Here is a 13,773-nt window from a genome sequence, read left to right on the forward strand (position 1 = left end):
GAAGCATTCATCTCAGACATTCCCTCAATCGCGCCAGCCTCGTTTACACGAGGCCTTTCAGGTTGAACTTCTCAGGCAGTCGACCAGCTACCGCGTCTTCAAGACGGTCATGAACCGCCGGAATTTCGATACGGTCGATCACCTCATTGGCAAAAGCCAGCGTCAGTAGGCCACGGGCCATCTCTTCACCCAGACCGCGGGAACGCAGGGCAAACAGCGCGTTCTCATCCAACTGACCTGTGGTGCTGCCGTGGGAGCACTTCACGTCATCGGCGTAGATTTCCAGCTCAGGCTTGGTATCGATTTCCGCTTTGTCCGACAGCAGCAAGTTGGCGTTGGACTGATGGGCTTCAATCTTCTGGGCATCTTTATGCACAACGGCACGGCCATTGAATACGCCACGGGAGCGGTCGTTCAGAATGCCTTTGTAATCTTCGTTGCTGTTGGTGTGCGGTGCGTTATGGTTAACCAGCGTGTGGTTATCCAGATGCTGACGACCGTTACCCAGATACAGACCGTTCAGGTTCACTTCGGCACCTTCGCCGCTCAGTTCCACCTGAATATCCTGACGGGCCAGCTTGCCACCCAGACACACATTGTGCGAGGTAAAGCGGCTGTCGCGCTTCTGCTGGATATGCATGCTGGCGATGTGGTATTGCTTGGCGCTTTCCTGCTGCAGCTTGTAGTGCGTGATATTGGCACCATCCGCCAGATCCACTTCGGTCACTACGTTGGTCAGGTTGGCGGCTTCTTCGACACCGGCGTAATGCTCAACAATCGTTGCCTGAGCGTGCGTACCCGCTTTAATCAGAATGCGGGGCTGTACCAGCACAGGATTTTCCTGTTCGGTGGCAACAAACTGCAGATAAACCGGCTGTTCCAGCACCGCGTTGGCGGCAAGATCGATCAGCACGCCATCCTGCCATCCCGCAAGATTCAGCGCGGTAAAGCCACTGAAGTTAGCCGCAGCAACCTGACCCAAAACCGGTTTGGCCGCATTGGCGTTTTTCGCCAAAGGCAGAACCTGAACACCGGCTGGCAGGTCACCCAGGGTTGATGCGCTCTCAGAGAAGACACCGTCAACAAATACCAGACGGATCGCATCCAGACCTAAGCTACTCTTGTTTACCAGGGACTCAACATCCGCCGACGCATTCGCCGTTCCAGGCAGCGAGAAGTTACGTTTAGCCAGTGCTTTAACGTCGGTGTATTTCCAGTTTTCCAGGCGAGCATGGGGTAAACCCAAAACCGCAAACTGTTCAACAGCCCCCTGACGCAGATCGGTTAACCAACCCGGACCTTCACTGATCTGCGGGGTTACCGCGCTCAGCCACTGATCGGTAAATTCGGCCAAACTCATTGAGCCGCCTCCTCGATTACCCAATCGTAACCGCGTTTTTCCAGTTCCAGGGCCAGGGACTTATCACCGGATTTAATAATCTTACCATCGGACAATACGTGGATATGATCCGGTACGATATAGTCCAGCAGACGCTGATAGTGAGTCACCATCACGATGGAACGACCGGCATCACGCAGGCTGTTAACGCCTTCGGATACCACTTTCAACGCATCGATATCCAGGCCGGAGTCGATCTCGTCTAACAGGGCCAGTTTCGGTTCAAGAATCAGCATCTGCAGAATCTCGTTGCGCTTCTTCTCACCACCGGAGAAGCCTTCGTTCACCGAACGGTGCAGGAAGCTGCTGTCCATCTTCATAAACTGCAGCTTTTCCCGTACCAGCTTCATAAACTCGGGGGCTTCAATCTCTGGCAGACCCAAGTGCTCACGTTTGGCATTCAGCGCCGCTTTCAGCAGATATACGTTTTTAACCCCCGGGATCTCAACGGGGTACTGGAAGCCCAGCAGCAGGCCGGCGCGGGCACGATCTTCAATCTCCATGTCCAGCACGTCTTCACCCTCAAAGGTGATGCTACCGCCAGTCACTTCATAACCGTCACGACCTGCGATAACCGCTGACAGCGTGGATTTACCGGCACCGTTCGGGCCCATAATAGCGTGAACTTCACCGGGATTAATGGTCAGGTTCAGGCCTTTCAGAATCTCTTTGTCTTCAACACTAACGCGCAGGTCTTTAACTTCTAACATGTGGTTTTAACCTTTATCTGTGGATGGCGGCCTGCAAGGCTGCACCATCAAATCTGAATTCTTTGTCTGTTGAGCTGTATCGGTATTACCAGCGACTGACTGGGCTGCAGTGTATCGGCTTAACGAAGCCATGGATGGCGAAGTCCGGCTCCTCGGAACAGGGATGTTCCGGGAGCCGGAAACCGATACCGGCCAGACCGGTTAACACTCCGGTCTGAAGCCCGCTGTTTAACTCAAACTAGCCAACTGCACCTTCAAGGCTGACGTTCAGCAGGGCTTCCGCCTCTACCGCAAACTCCATCGGCAGCTCTTTGAAGACGTCTTTACAGAAGCCGTTCACGATCATGTTCACCGCATCTTCTTCGGAGATGCCGCGCTGGCGGCAGTAGAACAGCTGATCTTCACCAATTTTAGAAGTGGTCGCTTCATGCTCCACCTGCGCCGTGCTGTTACCGATCTCCTGATACGGGAAGGTGTGCGCACCACACTGATCACCGATCAGCAGGGAGTCACACTGAGTAAAGTTACGGGCGCCTTTAGCACCGGGCAGAATCTTCACCAAACCACGATAGGACTGATCGGAACGACCAGCAGAAATACCTTTGGAGATAATGGTGGAACGGGAGCCTTCACCGATATGGATCATCTTGGTGCCGGTATCCGCCTGCTGCATGTTGTTGGTTACCGCCACAGAGTAAAACTCACCGACGGAGTTCTTACCTTTCAGCACACAGCTTGGATATTTCCAGGTCACGGCAGAACCGGTTTCCACCTGAGTCCAGCTGATTTTAGAGTTATCGCCACGGCATTCGCCACGCTTGGTGACAAAGTTGTAGATGCCGCCTTTACCCTCTTCATCACCGGGATACCAGTTCTGCACCGTAGAATATTTAATATCGGCATTTTCCAGAGCCACCAGCTCAACCACAGCAGCATGGAGCTGATTCTCATCCCGCATCGGCGCCGTACAACCCTCCAGATAAGAGACCTGGGCGTTGTCTTCACAGATAATAAGCGTGCGCTCAAACTGTCCGGTATTCTCAGCGTTAATACGGAAATAGGTAGACAACTCCATCGGGCAGGTCACGCCCTTAGGAACAAAGACAAAGGAGCCATCGGAGAAAACAGCAGAGTTCAACGCGGTATAAAAGTTATCCGCCACCGGCACAACAGAGCCCAGATACTGCTTGATCAGATCAGGGTACTCACGGATCGCTTCTGAGATGGAGCAGAAGATAACACCCGCCTCTCCCAGTTGCTCTTTAAAGGTGGTTGTAACCGATACAGAGTCAAACACCATATCCATCGCCACACCGGCAAGGGCCGCGCGTTCATGCAGAGGAATACCCAGTTTCTCGTAAGTTTCCAATAGCTTAGGGTCAACTTCATCCAGGCTTTTCGGACGATCTTCGGAGGACTTTGGCGCTGAGTAATAGGATACCGCCTGAAAATCGACCTGAGGAAAATCCACATGAGCCCAATCCGGTTCCGCCATCGTCTTCCACTGTTCGAAAGCAGCCAGACGCCAATCCAGCATCCACTGTGGCTCTTCTTTTTTTGCGGAAATAAAGCGGATAACATCTTCATTCAGGCCGGGAGGCGCAGTATCTGACTCGATATCGGTTACAAAGCCTTGCTTGTACTCACGACGTACAAGCTGCTCCATCTCTTGACTTGCCATTGGTCTCTCCTCACCCGGTTACAGGTTTTGTCGGAAGCTAATTCGGTTCTTCTGATCCTGCGGCGGCTGCCGGAGGATCTTATTCTGTCGTCAGCGAAACGAGAGGAATCTCGGCGCTGACGCTGTCTTTATCGGTCTGCTGTGCTGCGGGCAGCTCTGTGCCTGCGGTGTGGATATCATTACCGGATATCCATTGCAGCTGCAGGGGCTCTTTCTGGGCCAACTGAACCAGTGTGATGCTCTGCAACAACTGATGCATCGCCAAGCTGACCCGTTGCCAGTTATCCGCTACGCCACAGGTGTCCTGCAGATCACACAGAGCGTCCTCCTGACTGCAGTCTGTCATTGCGAAGGGGCCTTCAATGGCAACCAGAATATCGCTGGCGGTAATCTGTTTTGGTGGACGGGATAGCCCATAACCACCCTGAGCACCTCGATGAGACACCAGCAAGCCGCTCTTCTGCAGCATCTTAAGCGCCTTACTCACCGTTGGCTTAGGAATCTGTACCTGTTCCGCAATATCGGTGGTGGTAAACAGCTGATCCGGTGTGCGGGCGATATGAGCCATCAGCACCGCCGCGTAATCGGTCATTTTGCTCAGTTTCAGCATGATTCTACCTTCATCGTTATAGTGGACTATTTTAGTCCCATTTAACTTTGAACAAAACCCTTATACCCGAGTTTTTTACTGTGTTTTGCAAGATAACCGCGATTAACCGGCTTTTGATTGGGGTTTTAACGACGTTAGCAGCAAGTTATTGAGAATCGTTTTCAACAAGAGGCGCCCGAAGAGGTAAAAAAGAAAGCCCATCTCAAATGGATGGGCTTTCTGCCAGTGCAACCGGTAAAGTTCAGACAAGGTCATGCAAAGCAAAAAAATGCCTTATACGACAAAGCGGCAGGTCTTTTCATTCAGGTCTGAAGCCAGAGCCCTTAATTGACAGCTCTCCTCCCGGTTACTATTGGCACCATCCAGCAACTGAGCAGCCATTTCGTTTACATGATTAACAGCTTCCACCAAGTGATCCGCAGCCTGCTGCTGTTCATCGACAGCAAGAAACACTTGTTGGCAGCGACGGTCGATCTGAACAATGCCTGTCACCACCTTGTTCAGTATCTCCTGGGTCTGCTGTGACTGCCTCAATACCGACTCACTACGATGACCACTGCGCTGACTGGAAGTGACAATCAACTCAATGCTGCCAAGCAGCCGTTCAATAACACCATCGATTTCACCGGTAGCTGTCTGGGTTTTCTGTGCCAGCATACGGACTTCATCCGCTACAACAGCAAAACCACGCCCCTGCTCTCCGGCTCTGGCTGCCTCGATAGCCGCATTCAATGCCAGAAGATTAGTTTGCTCAGCGATGGCTCGGATCGTTTCCAGAATCTGATGAATCTGGTTGCCATGCTCTGATAGCTGGGCTGACTCTGTACAGGCCTGGTGAATCTCACTATGCATCGACGCCAGTTCATGGCCAACGTTATACATCACCTCCTGCGCCTGAGAAACCTGAGCATTAGCCTGCCCTGCATCCTGGGTCAGTTGCTCCATGCTATCGGCGATCAAATGAGAGGATTGAGACAGCTGCTCCACTGAAGCAGAGATCTGACTGACCTGTTGTTGCTGAGAAACCAACTGCGTATTCATCTGCTCAGACAGAGCCGCTCCCTGTTGGGCGGAACCCTGCACCTGTTTACCCGAACGCTGTACACTATCGACCAGAGCCTGAAGCTGACCGACAAACTGATTAAAATAACCTGCTACACGACCCACCTCATCCTCACGACTGACATTAAGTCGACGGGTCAGATCGCCACCACCCTGAGCCACCTCTTTCAGCATCGCCTGAACCTGGTTTAAAGGTGCCAGGCGGCAGTGAATGAGCCAGGCTGCCAACAACAGCGTCAGCAGTGCCAGCACAGGCCCAAGCACCAGCTGCATCAGACTGGATTCTTTTTGTACTTCGGCAAACCGCGCCTGCAGGTGTACCAAAGGTTCTAGCACAATCGCCTTAGGTACCTGAATCTGCAACATCCAGCCACTACGGGTTACTCCTTGCAGCCGAATAGGCACATCTGCAGTGAGAAAATCAGCATCCTTCCGGTCACTCCCAGACGCGCCCTTCAGAGGACTACCTACGTCATACGGTCGATGACTATCACCCAAAACGATACCCTTTCGACTCAAAATCCGTACCTGTGCCTGCCCCTGATAAAGGCTCTGACTGATACTTTGAGCCTGCTGCTGAATAAAGCCCAGGGAGAGATCGGCACCCACCATGCCCAGAAAGCGCTCTTTATGCATAACGGGCACAACGACCGAGGTTAGCAGCCGATCCTGTCCCTGAACCTGAAAACGCTGAGGCTCCAGAAGACAGGCTGTCCGCTGCTCTTTTGGACAGAGATAAAACTCGGCTTTCCGTGTACCGTCAGCAAAACGTTCCTGACTTTCATGCGCTCTTAATGGTGTCATTTCAATATGGCCACTTTCACTGCGACTCAGTAAAGGTGCAAACCGGCCATCTTCAGTTGAACCAGTCAGGCGATTCAACAGATTATCGTCATCCCCATCATCAAACGCATTTGCCTCCCATGCGGTATAGAGCGTCAGAAACTCTTTATGAGCCAGTAGAGAACCTCGCAGGACACCAATAAACTGCCCCCGTTCAAGCTGTAATGCCGGATCTTCCCATGCCACCTCCGACTTTAGCTGTCCGGCGGTCACGGCCAACCCATGGGTAACCTGATAAGCCCGGTCCAGCAACTGCTGTATCTGGCCTGCCTCCAGGGTAGCTCTCTGCTTCAAACGAATCATGGCTTCATGGCTTAATAGCTTACCCGCTTCATCTGCCAACAGCTGTCTGGAGCGATCGCTATAGTACAGCCCGACCAGGAGCTGAGCACCCAACACCAAAATTAACAACAACCCCAGCCCCAGAATCAGCTGATTTTTAATTGAATAGCGCACACGTCAACCCTCAAACTGGTATATACCAAATAGATGGGATTTTCGCGTTTTAAGGTGTCAGAAATATGTCAGAAAAGGCAGGGAGCGACCAAAAACAGTAAAGAAATGTAAGTAAACCTATGACAACTCTCCATTTGAACAGATCACCCTTAGCAAACAGGAGAGACCCTCAACTTACATGCAGGGATTGGAATAAAACCCTGACAGGCTAGAATAGGAAGCCATAAAGAATAAGCCGTACACTCGGCTTGCTGATGTTCAACCATCAATTCGACATTATCGGAGATCCCGGCATGCCTCTGTGGTTACAACTGCTGATTATTTTTATCGTATCAATCAGCGGTATCGTTTTTCATATCATACTGATTAAAAAAATCCGCGTTTGGGCCATTAACGACCAGATCAACGCACTTTCTGGTGATAACAGCGCCAAGAAAGCTCATCTTCATAACCTGCATCAAAAATTATTAGCCGATAAAGTACCCCACAAACACCATCAGGATCGGCTGGAGGCAGCAGCCCAGGCATTTGAAGATTAAACAACCTATGCAAAGCGGCCTATAACCCAGGAGAAGGATTCTATGTTTGCCACGTTCAATAAGCTTTTGCCAGAGAACGGATTCACGTTAGATACCACAGCGTTCAATGATCTGCTCGCCAGCGGATCAATCAACAGCCCTCTGCCACTAACAGCGGATGCACTGGAAACACTGCTTATGACCAGTAGTGCAGACAACCCATCACGCCTTCGTGGAACCAAGCACTGGCTAAGTGAAATCAACGGACTGATACTGAGGCAGATGCTGCAAATCTCTCAGGTCCAAAGCAACTTATTTCGCCCTTTTGGCGCTCCCGAGTCTTTGTTTACAGGGTGGGCACAACCTCTGATTCAAGCCACAGAAGATGCTGTGAGCAGAAACGAATCACCCGATATGATCACCCAGGCAGATCAGCAACTGGATACCGCCTACGCGGAGCAACTAAAGTCTCTGGTGTCATATTTCACAGAAGAGAAAGATGGCGAATTTTTCTTTAACGAGCAGACCTGCCACTGGGCATGTAAAACATTACAGGGACAGGTCTGGCTGATGACACAGCTAAATAATTTCCGCCTGCTGGAGTGGCAGTACCATAGTCGGGGGCAAACTCACCTGACCGCTATGAAAAACCTGCTGCGCTCTCTGTTTCAGGTTATTACAGGTCAGACCTTTAGCGCGGATGAAGATCAGCCCTATCGTAAAAAAAACACCGAAGGCCAATGGCGGGATAGCGATGAAGACTACCTGAAGGCTTGTGCTCAACGCCTTCTGGAGTTACTGAAATATGATGCTTTTGATCTGCGTAACTTTGCCCTTAATTCTCCCTACTCAAAACTGGGCGCGACCCCATGGGAAACCGTTGCTGGCTCTGAACTGTACTCTGTAAAGCTACGCCACTATCCTCGTCCAAAAGGCGTCAAAGCTAACGGCAAAACCCTGTATATGGCCAGCCCCATGATCAACCGCTGCGAGCTATTCGATCTGGCTCCGGGCAAGTCAGTTATCGAAGGCATGTTGCAACTGGGTTACGATCTTTATCTGGTGGATTACGGCAACCCGGAAGCAGATCAGTCTCAGCTTGGCCTGGACTTCTATGGCAAAACCGTTCACGACAAGTACCTGGATCTGATTCTGGAACGCCACCCGGGTCAGAATATTGAGGTAATGGCTTACTGCATGGGTGGCACTCTGTTTATGCCATACCTGGCCCGCAGGATTGAAGAAGCTCAGATAACCGGTAAGAATGTTTGTATCCGTCAGGTTGTATTGATGACAACCCCTATCCTGTTCGATGATGAAAGCAGTGGCCACAAACCGATGCGGGATGTCATTCGTCAGGATTACGACGCCGATGTCATGCAGCTCTTCTATGGCAACTGCAATGTATCACCCTACGCTATTGAGTCCGGTATGCACGCCATCCAGCCCGGTGTCGAGCAAACGATGCTGGAAGGCTTTTACAGTCGTGCAAACTTTCCCGGTGCAATTGAAGACTCGGCCCCTTTTCTGAATTGGCTGCACAGCGGCACACGCTTTCCTGCACGGGCTCACCGCGAATGGATTCAGAATATTTTCATGGATAATCAGATATGGGAGGGCCAATACTGTCTGCCATCAGAGCAGCCGGAACTGGATGGTAAACCCGTCAATATGGATGCACTGAATAATGCGGATATTGCCCTATTCGATTATGCCGGGTTACGTGACCCTATCGCGCCGGTTGGCTCCTGTAAGACCAGCGAGCGTTGGGGCCGAAAAGCAGAAAACCACCAGATGGTCTGTGGAGGCTTAAATCGTACAATTGAAAAAAATATCGGACATATTTTTGTTGTCAGCCACGCTCTTCTGGGTGAATTTCTGGAAGCTGTCACCGATTTCTTATCGGATGAACCACCCGCTTATCAGGGGAAAAAAACTCCAGTCGCAGTAACAAAAACAGCAGCGACAGCACAAAAAGCACCCCATGCCAAAGCAGCTGCAGCGAAGCCCACTACCCGCAGAAAAACGGCACCAGGAAAAACAACAGCAAGAAAAACAACCCCGAAAAAGCCTGCGGTAAAAGCGGATTCCGATAAATCAGAATCCTGATACCCCTGCCGGCTGATCAAAACATAAAAGGCGTGCCACGGCACGCCTTTTACTGATTCCCGATGGAGCAAATAGTAACCGGATTAGTTTTTCGCCGACTTAGCAACCGACCTCTTTTTACGAACACCTTTCCGCCTTGCCCGATATTTAAACAGCCAGAGCCTAAGAGCCGTTACTGCCAACCAAACAGAAGCCACCATCAGCAGCAAGCTTAACATTCTGCTCCACCAACCCAGCTCCGACTTATGCACCGCCTCAAAACCAGCGGTCATGACATCCACTTTACTCGCCCCTGTCGCCTGAAAACGCGCCAGCAGCTCACCGCTGTGCGCATCAAACCAAACACTGGTCTTAGCGCTCTCATCCGAATAGTCCAGCGAAGAGTAACTACGATACAGATAAGTGCCTTTAAAAGCGGAATGAGATAAACCAACTGGCTGTAGCCGTTCAAAGCCTTGCTCTTTCGCCCACATCTCCGTCAGGTGCTGCCCCGTGGCTACCGCCAGCTCAAGGCTCATCGGTTGTACCTGCCCCAAAGATGAGGTCTCGATAGCTTTATGGGATAGCTGCCTCTGATTAAGAGGGTCAAATATCCCATAATACACAGGCTTTAAGTTGTAACTCAGCCCGGACAACAGAAAAACAACCACCAGCGGCGTAAACACCAGCCCGAGCCAACGATGGTTAAAAAAGTCATTCTGAAACCGGCTTTTCCCTTTTCGATATTTCCAAAAGCTAAGCCAGTGCAGCAGATCCTGTCGCCATTGTTTTTTGCTCTTATTCGAATACCGGAGAGCGCTGTGGTGTGGCCAGCTCAGATACATACCCACAGGAATCATCAGCAACCAAGCCAATGTCAGCCAGCCCAGAATCACCCGTCCCTCCTGTCCAGCCAATACCGAATAATGCAGTTTGTAGATCAACGGCATCAGGTTCAACAGCGGCTGCTCTACCGAAAATACCCCCCACTTGCGCCCGCCCAGCACCTCTCCGCTGTACGGGTTCACAAAGATCTGGTTATGGACTGGAGCGTGGTAATGACCAACGTCATTCCGCATTCCGGCAATCCAGAACACAGCCGCAGGCTGCACACCGCTCTTCCGCACCTGCTGATAACCTGATTCTTTATAAAAACTCAGATCAAACCAGCTGATTCGGGCCTGTGGATAAGCGGTTTGAATCCGTTTTTGCAACTGCCCAACCGACAGAGGCTGAGTATACAGGTCATACTGCTCAATCAGCATCAGATCAGCATTCAACCACTGATCCAGCTCCTGTTTATAAACCAGCAAGCCACCAGTCAGGGATAACAACAGCACCGGCAGAATCAGCAACAGCCCCAGCCAGCGGTGGAGCAGGAGGAAGGTGTGGCGGTTTAGGATAAGAGCAACCTCGATGATAAAAATTCTTTCAAAAGTATCAGTATCGGCGATGCGCCTTAGCTACAACACCCAATACAGCCTCATCTTTGACTACAATATAAGCAGTTCTTTTTTTCAGGACATTACTAGCTTTACTCAGGCTTTCAGTACCGCTACACACTGAAAAGTTATCAGCCAACGCCTGCTCTTCTATCAACTGACCAAGCTCTTTCTCCCTCAAATCAACTACAAGCTCCCCTGCCTGCTGGAAAGATAAAAGATAAGATGCAATATGCTGAGCCTCTACAACAGCCATTAGGTCACCGGAAACATCACAGCACAGTAAAAATCTTGCTGCAGGCAACTGATTTAAAGCCATAGTAACCGGAACGACCCCAAAATCAGCATCACATCGATCCTTAAAGAAAGGTGAAAACTCACCATTCTTAGAAGGTCTTGTACGCAAGATCTGATTCACGGTTGAGTAGTGCTTTACCCATTCTGCAGTCTCCTTGCAAAACCAACCAATGACATTAAGAATCTGACTGTGTTGGGCAGAGATATTTTCCTTATGAATAGGCTCATGATGAGCAATTCTGTTTCTAAATTTATTCAGATCACGAACTATCTTCTGAAACTCTTTACGTGTTGTTTTTTCCGCATTGGGTAACAAATCACTCATATGCTTTTGCCAAAAAGGCCTGTCATACTCCGGACGGAAAAGATTCGACCAAAAATCAAATGTCAGTGTTGCCACCACATCATTTAAGCTCGCTGACTTGGCTCGTGCGATTCCTTTATCCAGGGCATCAGAGCTATCTTTAGACAAAACAGCCCGAAAATAAGATTCATGTAGCCAATTTGAACCAAACTCTGCGCTAAAAACAGCACTCATATGATTCCGCAAAGACACTTCCAAAACATGCAACGGAAACAAAAATGCCTTAGATAATCTAGCGTTATAGAGGTATAGGTTAAAAGCGTACTCTTCAGAATAACCCGCACTCTTTAGATAAGGAGCTAGCCGACCTTCAGACAAGCTTGCTCGAAGCGGAGTAAAACTTTGGTATGGATACGGCAGTTGACTTTCAGCCATGAAGAACTAAAATCCTAGTCAGAGCAGTTGGAGAGGTCCCTCTGGTTGAAAAATCAACTACGCACCACCAACAATCTATATAGAGCCCCGAGACAGATGACTTTCATCCCTCTCGGGGTTTCGCTTTTTCAGGGCATGTTAAAATATGCCTGAGTCTAATACCAGCATATCGCAACGTGCATTCAATCCCCTGAAAAACAAAAAACCCCTGAATTTCTTCAGGGGTTTCTTTGTATCAGCTAACTGATATCAGTGGACTTATTCCAGAGGAACAGTTATTCCCACTCAATGGTCGCTGGTGGCTTGCTGGACACATCGTAAGCCACGCGGGAGATACCGCTGATCTCGTTGATGATACGGTTGGAAACCTTCTCCAGCAGCTCATAGGGCAGGTGGGCCCAGCGGGCGGTCATAAAGTCGATGGTTTCTACGGCACGCAGAGAAACAACCCACTCGTAGCGACGGCCGTCGCCTACCACGCCTACCGACTTAACCGGTAGGAAAACGACAAACGCCTGGCTGGTTTTATGGTACCAATCGAAGTTGTGCAGCTCTTCGATAAAGATGGCATCAGCTTCACGCAGGATATCCGCATATTCTTTCTTAACTTCACCCAGAATACGCACGCCCAGTCCCGGTCCCGGGAACGGGTGACGGTAGACCATATCGTATGGCAGACCCAGTTCCAGACCGATTTTGCGCACTTCATCTTTGAACAGTTCGCGCAGTGGCTCAACCAGTTCCATCTTCATGTCTTCCGGCAGACCGCCCACGTTGTGGTGCGATTTGATCACGTGTGCTTTACCGGTTTTAGCAGCAGCAGACTCGATCACATCCGGGTAGATGGTGCCCTGTGCCAGAAAGTTAACATCTTTCAGCTTGGTAGCTTCTGCGTCGAATACTTCGATAAAGGTGTTGCCAATCACTTTGCGCTTAGCTTCCGGATCAGAAACACCCGCCAGTTTGCCCAGGAACAGTTCCTCAGCATCGGCACGAATCACTTTTACACCCATGTTCTTAGCGAACATGTCCATGACCATATCGCCTTCGTTCTTACGCAGCAGGCCGTTATCTACAAATACGCACGTCAGCTGATCACCAATCGCTTTATGCAGCAGAGCAGCAACCACAGAAGAATCCACGCCGCCAGACAGGCCCAACAGAACTTTCTGGTCACCAACCTGAGCACGTACACGCTCTATCTGATCTTCGATAATATTAGCGGCGGTCCAAAGAGCTTCACAGCCACAAGCTTCCATCAGGAAGTGTTCCAGTAAGCGACCACCTTGCAATGTGTGTGTTACTTCCGGGTGAAACTGCACACCGAAGAAATTTTTCTCTGCGTGGAACATTCCGGCAATAGCGCAACTTGGTGTAGAAGCCAACAGCTCAAAACCTTCCGGCATGGCAACCACTTTATCACCGTGGCTCATCCACACATCCAGAAGCGCCTTACCGTCTTCAGCCAGATGATCTTTTACATCTTTGGTCAGTGCGTTATCCGCTTCGATTTTGACCTGGGCATAACCAAACTCACGCACATCTGAGCCCTGAACTTTACCGCCCAGCTGCTCAGCCATGGTCTGCATACCGTAGCAGATACCCAGAACCGGCAGGCCCATACCGAAGACGCACTCAGGCGCTCGCGGAGAGTCCTGCTCGGTGACAGACTCAGGGCCACCAGCCAGAATGATACCTTTCGGGGCAAATTCACGAATCTCTTCTTCGGTCATATCGAAGGCGCGAATTTCACTGTAAACACCCAGTTCACGAACACGGCGAGCAATAAGCTGCGTGTACTGAGATCCGAAATCCAGAATCAGGACTTTCTGAGCATGAATATCTTGGCTCATTATTTTACCAACCCATCAATAAAGTAACGGTCTGCCCGGGATGAACAGCCTGTATAAAGTGGTCGTCCGGCCAGC

10 protein-coding genes are annotated in these 13,773 nt (G+C 50.4%); 2 read left to right on the plus strand and 8 right to left on the minus strand.

What is annotated here, in order from left to right; translation table 11 throughout:
- Positions 1-43: 43 nt before the first annotated feature.
- The 5 genes from sufD to BTA35_RS17850 form a co-directional block, all read right to left on the minus strand.
- A complete protein-coding gene (gene sufD / locus BTA35_RS04480; RefSeq protein WP_077243188.1) occupies positions 44-1,360 on the minus strand; it encodes a Fe-S cluster assembly protein SufD in 1,317 nt (438 codons plus the stop codon).
- On the minus strand, positions 1,357-2,109 hold the full coding sequence (gene sufC, locus BTA35_RS04485) for a Fe-S cluster assembly ATPase SufC (RefSeq protein WP_077243189.1): 753 nt from the start codon (positions 2,107-2,109) through the stop codon (positions 1,357-1,359). The genes sufD and sufC overlap by 4 nt, the downstream gene beginning before the upstream one ends.
- A 238-nt stretch (positions 2,110-2,347) precedes the next feature.
- On the minus strand, positions 2,348-3,790 hold the full coding sequence (gene sufB, locus BTA35_RS04490; RefSeq protein WP_077243190.1) for a Fe-S cluster assembly protein SufB: 1,443 nt from the start codon (positions 3,788-3,790) through the stop codon (positions 2,348-2,350).
- 79 nt (positions 3,791-3,869) lie between these two features.
- Entirely contained in the window at positions 3,870-4,400 is a 531-nt protein-coding gene (locus tag BTA35_RS04495) for an SUF system Fe-S cluster assembly regulator (RefSeq protein WP_077243191.1), read from the minus strand.
- Between the two features lie 273 nt (positions 4,401-4,673).
- Positions 4,674-6,761, minus strand: a complete 2,088-nt coding sequence (locus tag BTA35_RS17850; RefSeq protein ID WP_077243192.1) for a methyl-accepting chemotaxis protein — start codon at positions 6,759-6,761, stop codon at positions 4,674-4,676.
- A 293-nt stretch (positions 6,762-7,054) separates the two neighbouring features.
- Between BTA35_RS17850 and BTA35_RS04505 the strand changes: the two genes are divergently transcribed.
- Complete coding sequence (locus tag BTA35_RS04505) at positions 7,055-7,300, plus strand: hypothetical protein (protein ID WP_139363612.1); 246 nt, start codon at positions 7,055-7,057, stop codon at positions 7,298-7,300.
- Positions 7,301-7,342: 42 nt separating this feature from the next.
- On the plus strand, positions 7,343-9,388 hold the full coding sequence (locus BTA35_RS04510; protein WP_077243194.1) for an alpha/beta hydrolase: 2,046 nt from the start codon (positions 7,343-7,345) through the stop codon (positions 9,386-9,388).
- Positions 9,389-9,471: 83 nt separating this feature from the next.
- On the opposite strand, the gene BTA35_RS04515 is transcribed toward BTA35_RS04510, so the two are convergent.
- The 3 genes from BTA35_RS04515 to guaA form a co-directional block, all read right to left on the minus strand.
- The gene (locus tag BTA35_RS04515; protein ID WP_077243195.1) at positions 9,472-10,821 is read right to left on the minus strand and encodes a PepSY domain-containing protein; all 1,350 of its coding nucleotides are present in this window, start codon (positions 10,819-10,821) and stop codon (positions 9,472-9,474) included.
- Positions 10,808-11,845 carry an Abi family protein gene (locus tag BTA35_RS04520; RefSeq protein WP_077243196.1) on the minus strand — a complete coding sequence of 346 codons (1,038 nt, stop codon included), beginning with the start codon at positions 11,843-11,845 and terminating at the stop codon, positions 10,808-10,810. The genes BTA35_RS04515 and BTA35_RS04520 overlap by 14 nt, the downstream gene beginning before the upstream one ends.
- A gap of 275 nt (positions 11,846-12,120) precedes the next feature.
- Positions 12,121-13,698, minus strand: a complete 1,578-nt coding sequence (guaA, locus tag BTA35_RS04525; RefSeq protein WP_077243197.1) for a glutamine-hydrolyzing GMP synthase — start codon at positions 13,696-13,698, stop codon at positions 12,121-12,123.
- Positions 13,699-13,773: the final 75 nt, after the last annotated feature.

It is taken from the genome of Oceanospirillum linum (assembly GCF_001995095.2).
Classification (GTDB): Bacteria; Pseudomonadota; Gammaproteobacteria; order Pseudomonadales; family Halomonadaceae; genus Oceanospirillum; species Oceanospirillum linum.

Coding starts and splice junctions, on each gene's coding strand:
- sufD (WP_077243188.1), bottom strand. CDS start 1,360: ATGAGTTTGGCCGAATTTACCGATCAGTGGCTGAGCGCGGTAACCCCG.
- sufC (WP_077243189.1), bottom strand. CDS start 2,109: ATGTTAGAAGTTAAAGACCTGCGCGTTAGTGTTGAAGACAAAGAGATT.
- sufB (WP_077243190.1), bottom strand. CDS start 3,790: ATGGCAAGTCAAGAGATGGAGCAGCTTGTACGTCGTGAGTACAAGCAA.
- BTA35_RS04495 (WP_077243191.1), bottom strand. CDS start 4,400: ATGCTGAAACTGAGCAAAATGACCGATTACGCGGCGGTGCTGATGGCT.
- BTA35_RS04505 (WP_139363612.1), top strand. CDS start 7,055: ATGCCTCTGTGGTTACAACTGCTGATTATTTTTATCGTATCAATCAGC.
- BTA35_RS04510 (WP_077243194.1), top strand. CDS start 7,343: ATGTTTGCCACGTTCAATAAGCTTTTGCCAGAGAACGGATTCACGTTA.
- BTA35_RS04520 (WP_077243196.1), bottom strand. CDS start 11,845: ATGGCTGAAAGTCAACTGCCGTATCCATACCAAAGTTTTACTCCGCTT.
- guaA (WP_077243197.1), bottom strand. CDS start 13,698: ATGAGCCAAGATATTCATGCTCAGAAAGTCCTGATTCTGGATTTCGGA.